The sequence below is a fragment of the Streptomyces sp. NPDC006384 genome, assembly GCF_042870695.1.
GTDB lineage: Bacteria > Actinomycetota > Actinomycetes > Streptomycetales > Streptomycetaceae > Streptomyces.
Genome location: NZ_JBIAHR010000004.1, coordinates 264,379 through 282,883 on the forward strand (window position 1 = coordinate 264,379; position 18,505 = coordinate 282,883).

The 18,505-nt window shown below is 73.4% G+C and carries 19 protein-coding genes; 12 read left to right on the top strand and 7 right to left on the bottom strand.

Annotated elements, in window-relative coordinates; translation table 11 throughout:
- The first annotated feature begins 84 nt into the window (after positions 1 to 84).
- The 4 genes from lipB to ACFYOJ_RS07210 all read left to right on the top strand — a co-directional run bounded on the left by lipB (position 85) and on the right by ACFYOJ_RS07210 (position 3,272).
- On the top strand, positions 85 to 885 hold the full coding sequence (gene lipB / locus ACFYOJ_RS07195; RefSeq protein ID WP_356555422.1) for a lipoyl(octanoyl) transferase LipB: 801 nt from the start codon (positions 85 to 87) through the stop codon (positions 883 to 885).
- A gap of 151 nt (positions 886 to 1,036) precedes the next feature.
- Positions 1,037 to 2,002 carry a lipoyl synthase gene (lipA, locus tag ACFYOJ_RS07200; protein ID WP_356555423.1) on the top strand — a complete coding sequence of 322 codons (966 nt, stop codon included), beginning with the start codon at positions 1,037 to 1,039 and terminating at the stop codon, positions 2,000 to 2,002.
- A gap of 295 nt (positions 2,003 to 2,297) precedes the next feature.
- Positions 2,298 to 2,501, top strand: a complete 204-nt coding sequence (locus tag ACFYOJ_RS07205) for a hypothetical protein (protein WP_356555425.1) — start codon at positions 2,298 to 2,300, stop codon at positions 2,499 to 2,501.
- A 69-nt stretch (positions 2,502 to 2,570) separates the two neighbouring features.
- The gene (locus tag ACFYOJ_RS07210) at positions 2,571 to 3,272 is read left to right on the top strand and encodes a DUF4191 domain-containing protein (RefSeq protein ID WP_356555426.1); all 702 of its coding nucleotides are present in this window, start codon (positions 2,571 to 2,573) and stop codon (positions 3,270 to 3,272) included.
- Between the two features lie 171 nt (positions 3,273 to 3,443).
- Here the strand turns inward: ACFYOJ_RS07210 and ACFYOJ_RS07215 are convergent, their stop codons facing one another.
- The gene (locus ACFYOJ_RS07215) at positions 3,444 to 3,911 is read right to left on the bottom strand and encodes an RDD family protein (RefSeq protein ID WP_356555428.1); all 468 of its coding nucleotides are present in this window, start codon (positions 3,909 to 3,911) and stop codon (positions 3,444 to 3,446) included.
- A gap of 220 nt (positions 3,912 to 4,131) precedes the next feature.
- Between ACFYOJ_RS07215 and glnA the strand changes: the two genes are divergently transcribed.
- Positions 4,132 to 5,541, top strand: coding sequence for a type I glutamate--ammonia ligase (gene glnA / locus ACFYOJ_RS07220; RefSeq protein WP_356555429.1), 1,410 nt, complete (start codon positions 4,132 to 4,134; stop codon positions 5,539 to 5,541).
- Between the two features lie 160 nt (positions 5,542 to 5,701).
- Positions 5,702 to 5,959: a hypothetical protein gene (locus ACFYOJ_RS07225; RefSeq protein WP_356555431.1), complete on the top strand. Its 258-nt coding sequence runs from the start codon at positions 5,702 to 5,704 to the stop codon at positions 5,957 to 5,959.
- Positions 5,960 to 6,017: 58 nt separating this feature from the next.
- Here the strand turns inward: ACFYOJ_RS07225 and ACFYOJ_RS07230 are convergent, their stop codons facing one another.
- The 6 genes from ACFYOJ_RS07230 to ACFYOJ_RS07255 form a co-directional block, all read right to left on the bottom strand.
- Positions 6,018 to 8,612 carry an ABC transporter permease gene (locus tag ACFYOJ_RS07230; protein ID WP_356555432.1) on the bottom strand — a complete coding sequence of 865 codons (2,595 nt, stop codon included), beginning with the start codon at positions 8,610 to 8,612 and terminating at the stop codon, positions 6,018 to 6,020.
- Positions 8,609 to 9,376 carry an ABC transporter ATP-binding protein gene (locus ACFYOJ_RS07235; protein ID WP_356555433.1) on the bottom strand — a complete coding sequence of 256 codons (768 nt, stop codon included), beginning with the start codon at positions 9,374 to 9,376 and terminating at the stop codon, positions 8,609 to 8,611. Before ACFYOJ_RS07235 ends, ACFYOJ_RS07230 begins: the two co-directional genes overlap by 4 nt.
- A 23-nt stretch (positions 9,377 to 9,399) precedes the next feature.
- Entirely contained in the window at positions 9,400 to 9,834 is a 435-nt protein-coding gene (locus tag ACFYOJ_RS07240) for a hypothetical protein (protein ID WP_356555434.1), read from the bottom strand.
- A gap of 169 nt (positions 9,835 to 10,003) precedes the next feature.
- Positions 10,004 to 10,678 carry a response regulator transcription factor gene (locus ACFYOJ_RS07245; RefSeq protein ID WP_356555436.1) on the bottom strand — a complete coding sequence of 225 codons (675 nt, stop codon included), beginning with the start codon at positions 10,676 to 10,678 and terminating at the stop codon, positions 10,004 to 10,006.
- Entirely contained in the window at positions 10,678 to 11,910 is a 1,233-nt protein-coding gene (locus tag ACFYOJ_RS07250) for a histidine kinase (protein WP_356555438.1), read from the bottom strand. Before ACFYOJ_RS07250 ends, ACFYOJ_RS07245 begins: the two co-directional genes overlap by 1 nt.
- A gap of 184 nt (positions 11,911 to 12,094) precedes the next feature.
- Complete coding sequence (locus tag ACFYOJ_RS07255) at positions 12,095 to 12,409, bottom strand: hypothetical protein (protein WP_356555439.1); 315 nt, start codon at positions 12,407 to 12,409, stop codon at positions 12,095 to 12,097.
- Positions 12,410 to 12,581: 172 nt separating this feature from the next.
- Between ACFYOJ_RS07255 and ACFYOJ_RS07260 the strand changes: the two genes are divergently transcribed.
- The 6 genes from ACFYOJ_RS07260 to ACFYOJ_RS07285 all read left to right on the top strand — a co-directional run bounded on the left by ACFYOJ_RS07260 (position 12,582) and on the right by ACFYOJ_RS07285 (position 18,490).
- A complete protein-coding gene (locus ACFYOJ_RS07260; RefSeq protein WP_356555440.1) occupies positions 12,582 to 12,947 on the top strand; it encodes an arsenate reductase family protein in 366 nt (121 codons plus the stop codon).
- A 151-nt stretch (positions 12,948 to 13,098) separates the two neighbouring features.
- Complete coding sequence (gene glnII / locus ACFYOJ_RS07265) at positions 13,099 to 14,130, top strand: glutamine synthetase (RefSeq protein WP_356555442.1); 1,032 nt, start codon at positions 13,099 to 13,101, stop codon at positions 14,128 to 14,130.
- Positions 14,131 to 14,277: 147 nt separating this feature from the next.
- Positions 14,278 to 14,400 carry a hypothetical protein gene (locus ACFYOJ_RS07270; protein ID WP_388596280.1) on the top strand — a complete coding sequence of 41 codons (123 nt, stop codon included), beginning with the start codon at positions 14,278 to 14,280 and terminating at the stop codon, positions 14,398 to 14,400.
- Between the two features lie 117 nt (positions 14,401 to 14,517).
- On the top strand, positions 14,518 to 15,159 hold the full coding sequence (locus tag ACFYOJ_RS07275) for a winged helix-turn-helix domain-containing protein (protein WP_356555444.1): 642 nt from the start codon (positions 14,518 to 14,520) through the stop codon (positions 15,157 to 15,159).
- A gap of 59 nt (positions 15,160 to 15,218) precedes the next feature.
- Positions 15,219 to 16,271: an NAD-dependent epimerase/dehydratase family protein gene (locus ACFYOJ_RS07280; RefSeq protein ID WP_356555445.1), complete on the top strand. Its 1,053-nt coding sequence runs from the start codon at positions 15,219 to 15,221 to the stop codon at positions 16,269 to 16,271.
- Between the two features lie 302 nt (positions 16,272 to 16,573).
- Positions 16,574 to 18,490 (top strand): hypothetical protein, encoded by a 1,917-nt coding sequence (locus tag ACFYOJ_RS07285; protein WP_356555447.1) that lies wholly within the window; start codon positions 16,574 to 16,576, stop codon positions 18,488 to 18,490.
- The last annotated feature ends 15 nt before the right edge of the window (positions 18,491 to 18,505 follow it).

Sequence of the window (18,505 nt, forward strand, 5' to 3'; positions counted from 1 at the left end):
CGGCCCCCGGTGGAGCGCCGGCGCCCGGTCGTACAGTGGCGTGGGCACGGTTCGTGCCTTACGACTCGCAGGGAGGCTCTTGCCGTGAGTGAACTCCGGTTCATCCGCATGGGGTTCGGCGCCGAGCGCGTCGAGTACCAGGAGGCGTGGGACGAGCAGCGCCGGGTGCACGCCGCGCGGTTCGCCGACGAGATCCCCGACACCGTGCTGCTCCTCGAGCACCCGCCGGTCTACACCGCCGGCCGGCGCACCGCGGACGACGAGCGCCCCCTCGACGGCACGCCGGTCATCGACGTGGACCGCGGCGGCAAGATCACCTGGCACGGCCCGGGCCAGCTGGTGGGCTACCCGATCCAGAAGCTCCCGCGCCCGGTCGACGTCGTGGCCCACGTGCGGCGGCTGGAGGAGGCGCTGATCCGCACCTGCGCGGAGTTCGGCGTCGAGACCACCCGGGTCGAGGGCCGCAGCGGGGTCTGGGTGCTGGGCGACCCGGTGGAGCAGCGCCCGGCACTCGGCGGGCTCTCCCTGGACTTCGACCCGCGGCTGGCCGACGAGGAGTTCGACCCGCGGCTGAACGGGCCCGAGTACGCCCCGTCCAACGCGGGCCAGCGCCGCGAGGACCGCAAGATCGCCGCGATCGGCATCCGCGTGGCCAAGGGCGTCACCATGCACGGCTTCGCCCTGAACGTGAACCCGGACAACAAGTGGTTCGACCGGATCATCCCCTGCGGCATCCGCGACGCGGGCGTCGCCTCGCTCGCGAACGAGCTGGGGCGCGACATCACGATCGAGGAGGTGCTGCCGGTGGTGGAGCGCCACCTGCGGGACGTCCTGGAGAACGCGGAACTGAAGCCGAGGGTGATCGAGAAGGCGCCGGCGGCATAAATCCGGCCGGGCCGGTGTTCGACGTCGTGGCCGGGCAGGTCTGTCCGCAGGCCCCGGAGCGGTCCCCGTCCAGGCCGCCACCGCCGCCGGCCGACAAATCAACGGGCGTACCCTGGGGCACGCCGAAGAATCGAACGCTAGGGAGCCGGTCGTGTCCGCAGTCGCACCCGACGGACGCAAGATGCTGCGCCTGGAGGTCCGCAACAGCCAGACCCCCATCGAGCGCAAGCCCGAGTGGATCAAGACCCGGGCGAAAATGGGCCCCGAGTACACGAAGATGCAGAACCTCGTGAAGAGCGAGGGCCTGCACACGGTCTGCCAGGAAGCCGGCTGTCCCAACATCTACGAGTGCTGGGAGGACCGCGAGGCGACCTTCCTCATCGGTGGCGACCAGTGCACCCGGCGCTGTGACTTCTGCCAGATCGACACCGGCAAGCCCGAGGCGCTCGACCGCGACGAGCCGCGCCGCGTCGGCGAGTCCGTGGTCACCATGGACCTGAACTACGCCACCATCACCGGCGTCGCCCGTGACGACCTGCCGGACGGCGGCGCCTGGCTGTACGCGGAGACGGTGCGCCAGATCCACCGGCAGACGGCCGGGCGCCCGGACGGCCGTACCAAGGTCGAGCTGCTGGCCCCCGACTTCAACGCGGTGCCGGAGCTGCTCCGCGAGGTCTTCGACTCCCGCCCCGAGGTCTTCGCGCACAACGTCGAGACGGTCCCGCGGATCTTCAAGCGGATCCGCCCCGGCTTCCGCTACGAGCGCTCCCTGAAGGTGATCACCGAGGCCCGCGACTACGGCCTGGTCACCAAGTCGAACCTGATCCTCGGCATGGGCGAGACCCGTGAGGAGGTCAGCGAGGCGCTGAAGCAGCTGCACGAGGCCGGCTGCGAGCTGATCACCATCACGCAGTACCTGCGCCCGTCCGTGCGCCACCACCCCGTGGAGCGCTGGGTCAAGCCGCACGAGTTCGTGGAGCTGAAGGAGGAGGCCGAGCAGATCGGCTTCTCCGGCGTGATGTCCGGCCCGCTGGTGCGCTCCTCCTACCGTGCCGGGCGCCTCTACCGGATGGCCGTCGAGAAGCGGGACACCGTCATCGCCGGGCAGGCCGTCTGACGCCCCCTCAGGCTCCGTCCGCCGGGTGACGCGACGAGCGTGTGAATTCACGCACAAGACGCTACTCGGCGGTATCGGCCGATACGCCGCGGCCCCGACCGTCCTCGCAGATGAGGGCACCGGTCGGGGCCGCGGTGCCGTTCCGGCCTCCGGCATCCCCGCTTCATGTGCGTTTGACCGGGGGGTCACGCCCTGGTAACACCAATCAGTGACCCTGGAATCACGCCACGTACATCCACGCGTGCGTCCGCACGCGCACCCGTACCCGGATCCGTACCGAGGGGGGACCTCCACGATGCAGGCCGCGCCCGTCCGCGCCACCGCCATCCCGTCGTTCACCGACGCCCTGCGGGCCGTCGAGTCGCTGCTGATGGGCAGCGGCCAGCGCACCGCCCGGCGCAACGCCTGGACCGCCGTGCTGGAGGACCGCCGCCGCGCCAAGGACCGCATCGAGACCGAGCGCGTCCTGCGGCAGCAGGTGGCCGGCGGCCGCCTCTGACCGTCCCCCCGACGGCGGTGCCCGGCACCGCCGTCGTCGGTGCCTTCCGCGCCACGTAGACTTCACGTCATGGCGAGGAAGGAACCTGCAGCGGACGCTGCGAACCCCGGGCGACTGAAGCAGATCGCTCTGACCTACAAGATGACCCGCAAGGCCGACAAGAAGATCGGTCTTGTGCTCGCGGGTGTCGGCATCGTCGTCTTCGGTGTCCTCCTCGCGATCGGTTTCCTGGTCGGTCACCCCATCTATCTGGGCATCCTGGGCCTGCTGCTCGCCTTCCTCGCGACGGCGATCGTCTTCGGGCGACGGGCCGAGCGGGCGGCCTTCGGGCAGATGGAGGGCCAGCCGGGCGCCGCCGCGGCGGTACTGGACAACATCGGCCGGGGCTGGACGACGACCCCCGCGGTGGCGATGAACCGCAACCAGGACGTGGTGCACCGCGCGGTCGGCAAGGCCGGCATCGTGCTGGTCGCCGAGGGCAACCCGAACCGGGTCAAGTCCCTGCTGGCGGCCGAGAAGAAGAAGATGAACCGGATCGTCGCCGACGTGCCCGTCCACGACCTGATCGTGGGCACCGGCGAGGGCCAGGTCGAGCTGAAGAAGCTGCGCACCACCATGCTCAAGCTCCCGCGCGTCCTCACCGGCCCGCAGGTCACCGCGACCAACGACCGGCTGCGCGCCCTCGGCGACCTGATGAGCAACATGCCTCTCCCCAAGGGCCCGATGCCCAAGGGCATGCGCATGCCGAAGGGCGGCAACCCGAGGCGCTGAGCCCCGCGGGACCCGTCCTCGCGCACCCCGCGACGCGTACGGCGACGGGGGCGTCCGGCCGGCCACGATGCGGCTTCCGCCGCGTGGCTCCGGGCGCCCCCGTCGCCGTACCGGCTCGCACCGCCGCGGCTGTCGCCCTCGCGGGGGAGCCGCGGCCGTGGGTGCCGGAGGCTAGATCCGGACCTCCACCGTGCGCGCCAGCCGGTCGTGCAGCCCCCGGCCGTCCCGGTCCCAGATCAGCGCCGGGACGGCGACGCACAGCAGGACCGAGCGCAGCAGGGCGCGCACCGGGTTCACACGGCCGGTGCCCAGCTCGACCACGCGCAGGCCGAACAGGCGCTTGCCCGGGGTGCAGCCGACCGTGCCGACGGTCAGGACGCTGAGCACGAAGAAGATCAGCAGCGCCCAGTTGCCCGACGTCTGCCCGAAGCTGCCCGTGACCAGGCCGTAGGCGATCAGGGAGCACAGGGCCCAGTCGACGGCCAGCGCGCCGAGCCGGCGGCCCGGGCGGGCGAGGGACCCCGGTCCCTCCTCGGGCAGCCCGAGCTGCTCGCCCCGGTACCCGAGATCGGCGCCGGCCCCCTCGATGGCCGCGCGCGGCCCGGAGAGCCACGATCCGATTGCTTGCCTGTTGTCCACCCGTCCACGGTACTGCGCCCGTATATGCCCGGTGCACGGCGGGGGTGTGACGCGCGCGGAGGACGCCTAGGCTGGAACAAGGCCGGTTAACTTCTGTGAAACAAACGGGTCACGCCCGAGAAATCACCCGTCCCTAGGGTCGAGGCAACGTGTGCCACCCGCACTGGCCGCACGAACGATCTACCACCCCGGCGGGACGGTCGGGAGTAGGAGGAGCTGGATGTTCCAGAACGCCGACGAGGCCAAGAAGTTCATCGCGGACGAGGACGTCAAGTTCGTCGACGTCCGGTTCTGCGACCTGCCGGGCGTCATGCAGCACTTCACGTTGCCCGCCGAGGCGTTCGACCCCGACGACGAGCAGGCCTTCGACGGATCCTCGATCCGCGGCTTCCAGGCCATCCACGAGTCGGACATGTCCCTGCGCCCCGACCTGTCCACCGCGCGCATCGACCCGTTCCGCCGGGACAAGACCCTCAACATCAACTTCTTCATCCACGACCCGATCACGGGCGAGCAGTACTCCCGCGACCCGCGGAACGTGGCGAAGAAGGCCGAGGCCTACCTCGCCTCCACCGGCATCGCCGACACGGCGTACTTCGGCCCGGAGGCCGAGTTCTACGTCTTCGACAGCGTGCGCTTCAAGACCGCCGAGAACGAGTCCTTCTACCACATCGACTCCGAGGCCGGCGCCTGGAACACCGGCGCGCTGGAGGACAACCGCGGTTACAAGGTCCGCTACAAGGGCGGCTACTTCCCGGTCCCGCCGGTCGACCACTTCGCCGACCTGCGCGCCGAGATGTCCCTGGAGCTGCAGCGGTCCGGCCTCCAGCTGGAGCGCCTGCACCACGAGGTGGGCACCGCCGGCCAGGCCGAGATCAACTACAGGTTCAACACGCTGCTGGCCGCGGCCGACGACCTCATGCTCTTCAAGTACATCGTGAAGAACGTGGCCTGGCGCAACGGCAAGACGGCGACCTTCATGCCGAAGCCGATCTTCGGCGACAACGGTTCGGGCATGCACGTCCACCAGTCGCTGTGGGCGGGCGGCGAGCCGCTCTTCTACGACGAGCAGGGCTACGCCGGCCTGTCGGACATGGCCCGCTACTACATCGGCGGCATCCTCAAGCACGCCCCGTCGCTGCTGGCCTTCACCAACCCGACGGTGAACTCCTACCACCGCCTGGTGCCGGGCTTCGAGGCGCCGGTGAACCTGGTGTACTCGCAGCGCAACCGCTCGGCCGCGATGCGTATCCCGATCACGGGCTCCAACCCGAAGGCCAAGCGCGTCGAGTTCCGCGCGCCGGACGCCTCCGGCAACCCGTACCTGGCCTTCTCGGCGCTGCTGCTGGCGGGCCTGGACGGTATCAAGAACAAGATCGAGCCGGCCGAGCCGATCGACAAGGACCTCTACGAGCTGGCTCCCGAGGAGCACGCCAACGTGGCGCAGGTCCCGACCTCCCTCGGCGCGGTCCTCGACCACCTGGAGGCCGACCACGAGTTCCTCCTCCAGGGCGACGTGTTCACGCCGGACCTGATCGAGACGTGGATCGACTTCAAGCGGGCGAACGAGATCGCCCCGCTGCAGCTGCGTCCGCACCCGCACGAGTTCGAGCTGTACTTCGACGTGTGACCGACGCCCCCGTCCCGTCCGACGGCGCCCCCGTCCCCCGCCCGTCCGGCGGGGGCGGGGGCGCCGTCGTCGGCCGGAAAGCTTCACACCGGGAAACGGGTCCGGAATCATGTCCAGTGACACGGTTGTTCGAGTCGGGGAACGGGGAGAGGGTCCGGGCATGTCCGAGCGGGACGACGAGGAGCGCGAGTTCGACCTGAAATGGGCGGACGGCGCCGTGCACAAGGAGCCCTCCGCGCGGGCCCGGATGCTCGCCGCGCGCTGGAAGGAGAACCCGCCCGGACCGGTCCCCTTCCGCGCCGGCCCGGAGCACCGGGGATCGTCCCGCCGCTCGTCGTGGGTCTCGACGGCCGTGGTGCTCGGGTGTGTCGCCGCGGTGATCGTGCTCCTCGGCTACATCGACTTCCGGCCGTACTGATCCCGTCGGCGCACCGTGCCCGCCGGGCCCCTGGCACGCGTGCCCGCCCGCGCACCGGCTACTCGGCCCGGGCGACGGCGACCGTCGGTGAGGTCCGGGAGGCGTGGAGGGCGGGCACCGCACCCGCGGCGGCGGTCACCAGGACGAGGGCGGTGAAGACCGCCGCGAGCTGTCCGGCCGGCACGGTGAACGGGGCGCTCGTCTCGGCGACACGGACCACCAGCCAGGAGTACGGCAGGCCGAGGGCCAGACCGAGGACGCCGCCCAGTACTCCGTAGAGCGCGCATTCCACCGTGACCGTGCGGTGCACGGCCGCTCCGCCGAGCCCCAGGGCCCGCAACAGCCCGAACTCCCGCTTGCGTTCGACGACGGTGAGGCTCGCCGTGGTCGCGACCCCGGCGACCGCCACCAGGACGGTCAGGCCCAGGACCATGATCACTGTCGTGGCCATGGTCCGCAGGTCGTCCGAACCTCCGGCCTGTCCGGCCGCGTCCTCGGCGACGACGCGGCCGTCGCCGCGCTCCGGGCCGGTCAAGGTGTCGGTGATGGCCCGCTGTGCGCGTATCCGCCCCTGGGCGCCGTCCTGCGAGGCGTTGGCGGTGACCGCGGTGGGCGCCGGGTCCGCCCCCATACGGGTGAGGTCCGCAGCGGGGACGAAGAAGTTCCCTCCGTAGGGGCCGGCGCCGGGCAGCGTCGCGGCCACGGTGAGGTGGACGGGGCGGCCCTCGAACGTCAGCGTCAGGCGGTCGCCCGCCCGGACGCCGAGCCGGTGGGCGTGGCCGGCGTCCACGACGACGTGGGCGGGTGGGAGATCGTCGAGGGAGCCGGTCCGGGCGGTCAGGCTCACGCCGGAGCGGACGGTGCCGAGGTCGAGGTCGGAGATCGTCGCGCTGCGGCCGCCCTCGGCCACCTCCGCCGTGCGGAACGCGGTCACGTCGGCGAGTTCGGGGTGCGAGGCCAGATCGGCGGCCAGCGACCGGTCCAGCGGCGCGCTGTCCCTCGCGTGCAGGGAGAAGTCGGCGGGTGCCTCCACCGCCTGCCGGTACCGCTCGTAGGCGTTCAGGGAGGCGAGGCAGGTCAGGGTCGAGCCGACCAGGCAGACGCCGAGGGCCACGACGACCGAGACCGAGGCCGCCCTGCCCGGCGCGCCCCCGACGCCCGCGACCGCGAGCCGGCCGGCCGCACCGGTACGGCGCAGGGGCACGGCGACGGCCGACAGCACCGGCCGGACCAGACGGGGGCCGAGGGCGATCAGGGCCAGGAAGGCCAGCCCTCCCGAGAGCACCACGGCGGTCAGCGCCGCGAACCGGTCGTACTCCGTGTCGCCCGGCCGGGGCAGCCCGCCGTACTGCTGCCGGGCGAGGAGTACGGCGCCCGCGGCGCACAGCAGGCCCAGCAGGGTGCGGCCGATGCCGCTCGCCGCGCCCTCCCCGGACGCCGCGCTGCGCAGGGCCTGCAGCGGGGAGACCCGTGAGGCGGTCAGGGAGGGGGCCAGGACCGCCAGGACCGCCAGGAGACCGGTGCCGGCGACGGTGAGGACGGCCTCCGTCAGCGGGAGGGCAAAGGGGGCGGACAGGTCGTGCCCGAACCGCCGGGCGGCCGGGGGGACGAGCTGTCCGCAGCCCCAGGCCGCGAGCACCCCGGTCGCACCGGCCAGCAGGCCGACCACCGCCCCCTCGACGACGAGCGCGGCGGCGAGCCGTCGCGGGGTCGCCCCGATGGCGCGCAGCAGCGCCAGCTGGCGTACGCGCCGTGCGAAGACGATGCGGAAGGTGGAGGTCGCGACGAGAACGGCCGCACCGACGGCGACGGCGAGGAAGACGGTGACCAGCTCCAGGGTGTCCTTCGCCTCCGCGACCGCCTCGCGGGCCTCCTCGTCCCGCACCTCGTCCCCGGACCGCACCCGCGCTCCGGGCACCGCCCGCCGGATCCGCTCCGTCAGCTCCGCCGGCACGGAGCCGGACGCGGAGGACGCAGAGGCCCCGAAGGACGCGGCGTGCGCGCCGTCGGTGCGGATGTCGATACGGGAGTAGCCCGGCACGCCGAGCAGCTCGCCGACCCGGGAGCCGGGGGCGTACCCGGTGGGCTCCGCGTCGTCCGTGGCGGTGCTGCGGACGATTCCGGTGACCTCGACCGGCACCCGCCGGGTCCCCTCGCCGTCGGGTCCGGGCCGCAGCAGGGTGAGCGACGATCCCGGAGCGAGGCCGTACTCCCGCGCGGCCCGCGTGTCGACGGCGAGCCGGCCCGGGCCGGAGGGGTACGTGCCGTCGAGCAGGCGGACCTTCGACAGGGCGCCGGTGCCCGGGTCCGCGGAAAGGGCGAGGTAGCGCTCGACGGCGCTGCCGTCCAGCGGGCTGCCGCCCTCGATCCGGCCGACGGCCTCGGTGACCCCGGGCGTCCTCCGGATCTCGCGGAGGCGGGCCTCGCCGATGTCCTCCCCGTCGCCGGGCGTGACCACCACGGACACCGCTTCGGGTGTTCCGCGGAACTTCTCGACGACGGTCGCGGTGACGATCTGCTGGGCCACGACGGTCCCGAAGACGACGACGGCCGCGATCAGCAGCGACAGTCCGGTCGCCGCGAACCGCCCGGGCCGCCTCAGGAGTTCGGCCACCTGGGAGCCCAGGACGGTGGCACGCCACGGTGTCCTCATCGCCGCCTCCCCGTGACGTCGAGGGCGGGTGCGGCGGCGCGTCCGGAGGGGGTGACGTGCTCGTCGTCCACGAGGCGTCCGTCCGCGAGGGTCAGTACCCGGTCCGCGTACCGTGCGGCCGCGGGGTCGTGGGTGACCATCACGACCGTCTGGCCGAGGTCGTCGACGGACCGGCGCAGCATGGTGAGGACTTCGGCACCGGTCCGGGAGTCGAGGTTTCCGGTGGGTTCGTCGGCGAAGACCACGGCCGGCCGGGCCACCAGCGCCCGGGCCACGGCGACCCGCTGCTGCTGGCCCCCGGACAGCTCTGCGGGGCGGTGCGTCAGCCGGTGGGCGATGCCGAGGACTTCGCAGAGGTGGTCCACCAGGTCGCGGTCGGGGCGCCCGCCGGACATGGTGACGGGCAGCACGATGTTCTCGTAGGCCGTCAGCTGCGGCAGCAGGTTGAACGACTGGAAGACGAACCCGATCCGCTCCCGGCGCACCCGGGTGAGCTGCCGGTCGGACAGCCCGGTGATCTCCGTTCCGTCCAGGACGATGCTGCCGGAGGTGGCGGTGTCGAGTCCGGCGACGCAGTGCATCAGGGTCGACTTCCCCGACCCGGAGGGGCCGACGACGGCGGTGAAGCGGGCGCGCCGGACACCGACGGACACCCCGTCGAGGGCCCGCACCTCGGTGGTGCCCTGACGGTAGGTCTTCACCAGGCCGGTGGCGGTGATGACGTCGTCCGGTGTGTGGCCGCGGGCGGCGGTGTGGTCAGCCATGGTGACGGTTCCCGCGGTCCGGGTCAGGAGCCGAGCGGCGGCATGGTCAGGGTGACGCCGGCGTCCGAGCAGTGTCCCCGAGCCTCCTCCTGGAGGTTCTTCACGTCCTTCGCGGACGGCGCTTCGGGGGACTTCTGGGCGGTCGCGAGTGCCCACCCCTCGTACCGGGAGATCTTGGCTCCGAGATAGCCGTCCTTCATCTGCGCGCGGCGCTCGTCTCCGGTCTCCTTCCACCACTTCTCCGCCTCCGGCGCGGATCCGGTGGCGATCTCCCCGCCCTCGGTGACGATGCGCTGCGCCAGCCGGCAGTCCTCGGCGGAGGCCTGGCTGAGCTCGTCGCGGTCCTGCCACCAGTACCCGGCCCCGGCGGCCAGGGCCGCGACGATCACGGCCGTGGCCGCGCCGATGACGATGCGGTTGCGCTTGCGGTTCTGCGTGGTGGGCGTGGTGGTGGTCATCGGGTCCTCCAGTGGCTTCTCGGCCGTGTTCGGCGACAGTGAGAAGTCTGGAGTCCGGCGGCCCGCCGGAGATCGGCCACGGAGCCGAGATCACAGGCGGCGGTTCTGACCCGCCGGGCGGGGTGGTTCTGCACCCCCGGGGGCAGAGCGCCGGGGCGCTTCTGCCCCCTCAGGGGGAGGGACGGACCAGCCCGGACCGATAGGCGAACGCGACGGCCTGGGCACGGTCCCGCAGATGCAGTTTGGCCATGAGGTTGCCCAGGTGCGTCTTCACCGTGGCCTGCGCGACATACAGGTCCGCCGCGATCTCGGCGTTGGACAGTCCCCGGGCGACCAGGGCGAGCACGTCCCGCTCGCGCGCGGTGAGGACGTCCAGCCGTTCGTCCCGTCCGTTCGCCGGTGCCAGCTGGTCCGAGACCCGGTCGAGGAGCAGTCTGGTGATACGCGGCGCCACCACCGACTCCCCCGCGGCCAGGACCCGGATGGCGTTCACGACCTCCGCGGCGGGAGCGTTCTTCAGCAGGAAGCCGCCGGCCCCGGCGCGCAGGGCCGCGAACGCGTCCTCGTCGTTGTCGAAGGTGGTGAGCACCAGCACGCCGGGCGGATCGTCCAGCCGCATCAGCCGCTCCGTGGCCTGGATGCCGTCCATGACGGGCATGCGGATGTCCATGATGACGACGTCCGCCTCGGTCTCGCGCAGCAGTTCGAGGGCCTGGGCCCCGTTCTCCGCCTCGCCGACGACCTCGATGTCGTCCTGGCCGGCCAGGACCATGGAGAAACCGGCCCGGATCAGCGGCTGGTCGTCCACCACGGCCACCCGGATCGGCCTGTCTGCCTGCGTCATCACTTCGTCCTTGTCGGAATCGAGGCACGTACGTGCCATCCGCTGCCGAGCCGGGGGCCGGCCTCGAAGCTGCCGCCGGCGAGCTCCACCCGCTCCCGCATCCCCACGAGTCCGTTCCCTCCGGAGCGCCCGCCGACGCCACGGCCGGCGAGGGTGCCCGCTCCGTCGTCGGCCACACTGATCAGCAGTGTGCCCTGCTCCTCGTGGAGCCGGATGTCGACCCCGGCTCCGGCTCCGGCGTGGCGGAGCACGTTGGTGAGGCACTCCTGGACGATACGGAAGGCCGTCATCTCCTCCGCCGGCGACAGCCGGTCCCTGCCGACCTCGACCGACACGTCCACGCTCAGCCCGGCGGCCCGTGCGCGTTCGGCGACGACCTCGATCTCGTCGAGGGTGACCAGGCGCCGTGGCGGGCCGCCGTCGGCGGAGTCCGGGTTCCCCTCGCGCAGCACCCGGACGATGCGGTGCATGTCGTCGATCGCGTCCCGGCCCGTGGCGGCGATCGTCCTCAGGGCGGACTCCGCCATGTCCGGCGACTTCCGCAGCACCGACCCGGCGCCGTCGGCCTGGAGGATCATCACGGCCAGGCTGTGCGCCACCACGTCGTGCAGTTCACGGGCGATCTCGGCCCGCTCCCGGGCCGCGGCCAGCCGGACCCGCTGCTCCTGTTCCCGCTCGGCGTGCCGGGCGCGGGCCGCCTGGCTCTCGGCGTAGAGGCGCCGTGTGTGCAGGGCGAAGGCCGTCAGCCAGACCGTCAGCGTCAGGCCCCAGAGGAGCAGGAGCGTCTCGAGGTCGACGAACGACTCGTCGCCGGAGACCGGCACCCGCACCGCCCCGGCCACCGTGGCCAGCAGCACCACGGCGCCGGCGAGATACGGCATCCAGGTGGTCCGGGAGTGGTGGACGACCGACATCATGGCGAACAGCACGGCCGCGTCGTACGAGGCCGGTGCCGACGTCAGCGGCAGGTCGGGCAGGTGGTACAGGGCGAACTGGGCGACGCTCAGCGCCAGGACGACCGCCATCACCGTGCCGGGGAACCGTCTGCGGGCCAGCAGGGACAGCGCCATCAGCCCGCCCAGGAGCAGGTCGTACTCGGCGCTGTAGCGGTCCGCCGCCACCAGGACCACCAGCGCGATGCCGATGTCGCAGGCCCGGGCGAGGGCGCGTCCGTACCGGCCGGTCAGCGCCGTCCAGGCCGACGGGACCGGGGCCGTCCTCTCCTCAGCCAACCGTCGTCCCCTTCTCCTCCGGCAAACGCGCGACCGCGTGGCCCGCGGCACAAGCCCCTTCAGGCAGCGGGGACTTCACGATGAGGGCGGTGCCCTCACGCGCCCATACTGCCTCAGCGCGGGGCCGGCGCGCCGCGTCGCCGGGCGCCCCGTGGACCGGGGGCGCCCGGCGACGGTGACGGGCTCAGCGGTTGTAGCGCATGAACGCGCGCACCATGCGGCACGTCGTGGCCGACGGCGGGTGGACGCCGATCGTCTCCGCGGCCTCGCGTATCGCCTCGTCGCGGGCCTGGTCGGGCAGGTAGACGCCGGAGTCGAGCAGGGCGATGGCGAGACGCATCGCCTTGAGCCGGCGGTTGTGCGTGATGTACCACTCGCGGGGGCGGCCCGCCGGCAGCGGACGCTTCTCCACGGGCGCGTAGGGCCGGTCGAGCAGGACGGGGCGCTTGGCGGTCGACTGGGTGGGCAACGGCTTCTGCTTCAGTGCGGCAGCGGGCACGGGCATCCTCCTGTCGCGTCAGGACGCCGCCGGCCACCCCGGCGACACCCTTGGACACTGCTTCCATTTTACTGCCGACCACTGACAAAAGCCCCTGGCCACAAGGGCTTTGGGGGCCACTGGGGCGTGCGGGGAGAACGGGTTCCGCGCCCCTCGGGCTACCGTGTGCGGCATGGAGATCTGGATCAACCCGGCCTGTTCCAAGTGCCGCAGCGCCATCAGCCTGCTCGACGCCGAGGGCGCCGACTACACCGTGCGCCGCTACCTGGAGGACGTACCGAGCGAGGACGAGATCCGTGAGGTCCTCACCCGTCTCGGCCTCGAACCGTGGGACATCACCCGCACCCAGGAGGCCGCCGCCAAGGAGCTGGGACTGAAGGACTGGCCCCGTGACGAGGCGTCCCGGGACCGCTGGATCGCCGCGCTCGCCACCCACCCGAAGCTCATCCAGCGCCCCATCATCACCGCGGACGACGGAACGGCCGTCGTGGGCCGCTCCGAGGAGGCGGTCCGCGAGGCGCTGTCCCACCGGACGTGAGACGGGGCACAGCGGCGTCAGGTAACACGGGGTTCACACAAGGGCAACGGACGGGAAATCGCCTGTTGACAGGCTGCACGGCAGTAGACGCGGCGTCCGGTGCCGCAGCACCCGCAGTGCGCCCAGACCCACCCCGAAGGATGTGTCCCCCGTGACCTTCAAGGCCGAGTACATCTGGATCGACGGCACCGAGCCGACGGCCAAGCTCCGTTCCAAGACGAAGATCATCACGGGTGCCCCCGCCGGCCTGGACGCCCTGCCGCTGTGGGGATTCGACGGCTCCTCCACCAACCAGGCCGAGGGCCGCTCCTCGGACTGCGTGCTGAGGCCGGTCTTCTCCTGCCCGGACCCGATCCGCGGCGGCGACGACATCCTGGTGCTCTGCGAGGTCCTGGACACCGACCTGACCCCGCACCCGACCAACACCCGCGCCGAACTGGCCGGGCTCGCCGAGCGGTTCGCCGCGCAGGAGCCGATCTTCGGTATCGAGCAGGAGTACACCTTCTTCAAGGGCGCCCGCCCGCTCGGCTTCCCCGAGGGCGGCTTCCCGGCCGCGCAGGGCGGCTACTACTGCGGCGTCGGCTCGGACGAGATCTTCGGCCGTGACATCGTCGAGGCGCACCTGGACAACTGCCTGAAGGCCGGTCTCGGCATCTCCGGCATCAACGCCGAGGTCATGCCCGGCCAGTGGGAGTTCCAGGTCGGCCCGCTGGCGCCGCTGGAGGTCTCCGACCAGCTGTGGGTGGCCCGCTGGCTGCTCTACCGCACCGCCGAGGACTTCGGCGTCTCCGCCACCCTGGACCCCAAGCCGGTCAAGGGCGACTGGAACGGCGCGGGCGCGCACACCAACTTCTCCACCAGGGCGATGCGCGAGGGCTACGACGCGATCATCACCGCCTGCGAGTCGCTCGGTGAGGGCTCCAAGCCGATGGACCACGTCAAGAACTACGGCGCCGGCATCGACGACCGTCTGACCGGCCTGCACGAGACCGCCCCGTGGAACGAGTACTCCTACGGCGTCTCCGACCGCGGCGCCTCGGTCCGCATCCCGTGGCAGGTCGAGAGGGACGGCAAGGGCTACATCGAGGACCGCCGTCCCAACGCCAACGTCGACCCGTACGTGGTGACCCGCCTGCTGGTGGACACCTGCTGCTCCGCGCTGGAGAAGGCCGGGCAGGTCTGACCCGCCGCCTCCCCGCACGAAGAGCGTACGAAGGGCGCCCGCCGCGGCACAGTGCCGCGGCGGGCGCCCTTCGGCGTGACACGGGCGTCGCGTCCACGCAGTGAGAAGGCCCTCCTCTCCCGGGCGGCCGTCTGCTTCAATGGCCCCATGTCCGCCTTCCAGAAGCACGCCGCGACGGGTCGCCATGACCTCGAGCCCTTCTGGCCCTCCCGTCAGCACGACGATTTCGACCGGGTGTGTTGCCGCGCGACGAACGCGCCGGCCCTCTGAAGCCGTAGCCCGGTCTTCCCGCCGACGCGCACGACGTACGTCCCCCGGCGCGCCCCGGACCTTTTCCGCGGCCGTCGTCCTGCCGGCGAACTCCTCGCGCGAAAGAGCTGACCTGTCATGGCGACCTCCCCTTCCCTCTCCTCCCCTTCCCTCTCCTCCCCTTCCCTCTCCTCCCCTTCCCTCTCCTCCGCTCCCCTCGCCGTCCCCGCCGCGGCCCGTCACCGGCTGCGGGCCGTGGACCGCGACGATGTGACGGACGTCAAGGACCTCCTGCCGCCGGGCGCCACCTGGATGCCCGCTCCCCCGCACACCCTGCCCGCCCTGCCGGGCCGGCCGCCCATGGTCGGCTACCTGGTGCTCGTCCCCGCCGGCCAGCGGCCGCCCTTCGCACCGGTGGCCGTACCCGACACGGCGCACCGGGACGCCGGGACCGCCGGGGAGAGCGGGGAGACCGGCGTCCTCGGCGACCCGCTCGTACGGATCGACACCGCACGCCGCACCGCCGCTGTCGACGGGCGCGAACTCGACCTGACGTACCTGGAGTTCGAGCTGCTCGCGCACCTGGTCGCGCATCCGCACCGGGTGCACACCCGCGACCGGCTGGTGACCACCGTGTGGGGCTACGGCCACGTCGGCGACGGCCGCACCGTGGACGTGCACATCGCCCGGCTGCGCCGCAAGCTGGGCGCCGAGCACCGGCGGACGATCCAGACGGTGCGGCGCGTCGGCTACAAGTACACGCCGCCCGGCGGCCGTTGAGGTCTGCCGTCGGCAGAAAGCCGTTCCTCCGGTCCGCCGCGCCGGGCAGAGTGGCCGGCATGAGACTACTGGTGCTGGGCGGTACGGAGTTCGTGGGGCGGGCCGTGGTGGAGGCGGCGCTCGGACGCGGCTGGGAGGTGACCGTCCTCCACCGGGGCCGGCACGCGCCCCCGCCCGGGGTGCGCGCGCTGCACGGCGACCGCACCACGCCCGAGGGGCTCACCGCGCTCGGCGGGAACACCGGGGACGCCGAGGGCGCCGAGGGCCCCTGGGACGCGGTCGTCGACACCTGGTCGGGGGCGCCCCGCGCGGTGCGGGACGCGGCACGTCTGCTGGCCGGCCGCGCCGGGCGGTACGTGTACGTGTCCAGCTGCTCGGTGTACGCGTGGGCGCCGCCCGCCGGGTACACCGAGGACGCCCCGCTGGTGGAGGGCGCCGCCCCGGACGCCGGGCAGACCGACTACGCCCGGGACAAGCGGGGCGCCGAGCTGGCCGTCCTGGACGCCTTCGGCGAGGACCGGTCGGTGCTGGCACGGGCCGGTCTGATCATCGGCCCGTACGAGAACGTCGGACGGCTGCCGTGGTGGCTGAACCGCACGGCGCGCGGCGGCCCCGTCCTCGCGCCGGGGCCGCGGGACCTGCCGCTGCAGTACGTCGACGTCCGCGACCTCGCCGCGTGGATCCTCGGCTCGGTCGAGCGGGGGCTGAGCGGGCCGTTCAACCTGATCTCCGAGTCCGGGCACGCCACCATGGGCACCCTGCTCGACGCCTGCGCGGCGGCCACCGGCGGTACCGCCGAGCTGCGCTGGACGGACCCCGGCGTCATCCTCGGCGCCGGAGTGGAGCCGTGGACGCAGCTGCCCGTGTGGGTGCCCCCGGGCAGCGACCTGCACGACGCCCTGCACAGGGCCGACGTCTCCCGGGCGCTGGCGACCGGGCTGCACTGCCGGCCGGTCGCCGAGACCGTCTCCGACACGTGGACGTGGCTGACGGGCCTCGGCGGCGTCGCGCCGCAGCGCCCGGACCGGCCGTCGGTGCGGCTGGACCCGGAGACGGAGGCGAAGCTGCTCGCGGCGGGCGAAGGGGAGGACGTCCGTGACACCGCCCCCTGACCGGGTCCTGGCCGGGATCTGGCCGGGATCTGACCGGGGCCTGCCCCTGCGGCCCGTCCGCGCCGGTGTCCGGCCGGGGCCGGGGCACGGGCTGCCGCCAGACGGCCGGCGGCGACGGCGCGGTGCGCGGGTGCGGGACGCGGCCCCGGCCGCCGTACGGGCCCGGCCCGCCGGCACCCGGGGCGGGCAAAGGCCGCGGGGACGGCCGCGAGGCGTGAAGTGCCCGCAGGAGGCGGCGTGTTCGCGGCCCCGGCCGTCCGGCGGCGGTGTGACCAACCGCTGATTCGCTCGTTCTGCTGAACGTGCAGTCACAGGATGTCGCCCCGCGCCCCGCACGGTCCGCCGCCGGTCCGGTCGTCGACGTCGAGCAGGCGGAGGCCGCGCTCGTCGAGCACTATCCGCGCCTGGTCCGGCTCGCCTACCTGGTGCTGCCGCCGGGCCTCGGCCGGGGCCGCCGCGTCCTGTCCGCGCACTCCCTCACCCAGCGCGCCCTCCCCCGGAGCCGGACGACGGCTCCCGTGATCCCGGCCCAGCCCACCGGCCGCGGCATCGACCCCGGTTACGCCCTGGTGCGCCTCCGCGTCGTCCGTACGGCGCTGGAGGCCGGCCGCCCGCTCCGGTGGCGTGCCCGGCCCGGGCGGCCCTCGCTGCCGCTGCCCCAGGTATGGGGCCTCAAGCTGTTCCCGCGCTCCGGCGGCGCCGACGAACTCGCCCTGGACCAGCGGCTGTCGTCCCTCTCCGCGCCGGCCCGGGCGGCCTACGTGCTGCGGGGCCTGGAGAGGCTTCCCGACGGGGACGTACGGCAGTTGCTCGTCGCCGCCGGGGTCGCCGACCCGGACGCCGCGCTGCGGGAGGCCGGCGAGGTGCCCGCGCGGTACGCGCCGCTGCTCGCCTCCCCCGAGTTCGACGCCTGCTCGCTGCAGGCGCGGCCCACGGACCTGATGCGCCGGCGCCGGCACACGAGGGCCGCGCTGGTCGCCGGGGCCGCGCTGGTGGTGTGCGGGACGCTGCTGGGCGTGCCCGGCGAGGGGTGGGGGCCGAACGGCGCCGCCGCGCCCCCGTACGCGCGGAACCCGGCGGCCGAGGCGGCCCTGGACCCCGGCAGGCTGACGAAGGCCGCTCCCGCCGCGTGGAAGACCTCCGCCCGCACCGACTTCTCCGTGTGGCCGGCGCGCGGCGACCTCACCGGTGACCAGGAGCTGCTCCGCCGGGCCCTCGCCGTCTGGGCCCGCCCCGGCGAGAACGTGGGGGTCTCGGCGACGCCCGGCACCCCGACCGGCGGCCCCTCCGGCCCGCCCCGGCTGCTGTACGCCGGGACCGTCGACAACGCGCGCGTGGTGATCCTCCACGACGGTCTGCGGCTGGCCAGGTACGCCGAGCCGAAGGACGGCACGGCGGGCGCCGCCCTGGACCTCGCGCGCACCGACGGCGCCGGCCGGGCCGAGGCCACCGCGGTGGTCCTGGGCCGCGCCGACGGCAACGTCCGCTACCTGACGGCGCCCTGGGTGAGAGAGGCGGCCGTGCGGGACCTCGCCGACCCGGACTCCGGCGCCCGCGCCCTGACGCTGACCGACGGGATCACCTCGCCGCTGGCCAGCCCCGTGCAGCGGTCCGGCGCGTGCACCTCGTGGAACGTGCTGGAGCTGACCGACGGCTCCGACACCCGTCTGGCGGCCGACCTCGGCGAACTGGTCCCGGCCCGGCTGACCACGGGCCGCCCCGGCTCGGCGGAGGACGTGTCCGTGGCGAAGGCGCGGGCGCACTGGGCGCCGTACGCCTGCTCGCTCGGCGCGGTGCGCGGACAGGGCGTGCGCTCGGTGAACGCGTGGCGGTTCGCGACACAGCCGCTGCCGGACGGGAGCGGCTCGGGCGCGTGGGTGTGCACCCGGGCCGAGACCTGGCGGGGCGAGGGGGCGCGGGTGCTGGCCCAGTTCCGCACGCCGGGCGGTGCCCAGGGCGCGGTGGCGGCGAAGGCGCAGGACGTGCCGGCGTGCGGTGAGCGCGATCCGCACGTGCTGGCCGGGGTGCTGTGGAAGTCGGAGGACGGGCACTGGTATCTGCTCGCCGCCGGCGACCGCGACACGGAGTCGGTCGAGGCGGCGGGCGGCATCAGCGGCAGCGCCGACGGCGGCCTGCTGACCGTGCGGACCGAGCAGGGCGCGCAGGCCGAGCTGAAGGGCACCCTGGAGGACGGCCGGACGATCGGCGGACTGCGGTAGCCCCGCCGGCCGGCC

Coding starts and splice junctions, on each gene's coding strand:
- ACFYOJ_RS07270 (WP_388596280.1), top strand. CDS start 14,278: ATGTCCGCCTTCCAGAAGCACGCCGCGACGGGTCGCCATGACCTCGAG.
- ACFYOJ_RS07230 (WP_356555432.1), bottom strand. CDS start 8,612: ATGAGGACACCGTGGCGTGCCACCGTCCTGGGCTCCCAGGTGGCCGAA.
- ACFYOJ_RS07280 (WP_356555445.1), top strand. CDS start 15,219: ATGAGACTACTGGTGCTGGGCGGTACGGAGTTCGTGGGGCGGGCCGTG.
- ACFYOJ_RS07260 (WP_356555440.1), top strand. CDS start 12,582: ATGGAGATCTGGATCAACCCGGCCTGTTCCAAGTGCCGCAGCGCCATC.
- ACFYOJ_RS07275 (WP_356555444.1), top strand. CDS start 14,518: ATGGCGACCTCCCCTTCCCTCTCCTCCCCTTCCCTCTCCTCCCCTTCC.
- ACFYOJ_RS07210 (WP_356555426.1), top strand. CDS start 2,571: ATGGCGAGGAAGGAACCTGCAGCGGACGCTGCGAACCCCGGGCGACTG.
- glnA (WP_356555429.1), top strand. CDS start 4,132: ATGTTCCAGAACGCCGACGAGGCCAAGAAGTTCATCGCGGACGAGGAC.
- ACFYOJ_RS07225 (WP_356555431.1), top strand. CDS start 5,702: ATGTCCGAGCGGGACGACGAGGAGCGCGAGTTCGACCTGAAATGGGCG.
- ACFYOJ_RS07240 (WP_356555434.1), bottom strand. CDS start 9,834: ATGACCACCACCACGCCCACCACGCAGAACCGCAAGCGCAACCGCATC.
- ACFYOJ_RS07245 (WP_356555436.1), bottom strand. CDS start 10,678: ATGACGCAGGCAGACAGGCCGATCCGGGTGGCCGTGGTGGACGACCAG.
- ACFYOJ_RS07235 (WP_356555433.1), bottom strand. CDS start 9,376: ATGGCTGACCACACCGCCGCCCGCGGCCACACACCGGACGACGTCATC.
- ACFYOJ_RS07205 (WP_356555425.1), top strand. CDS start 2,298: ATGCAGGCCGCGCCCGTCCGCGCCACCGCCATCCCGTCGTTCACCGAC.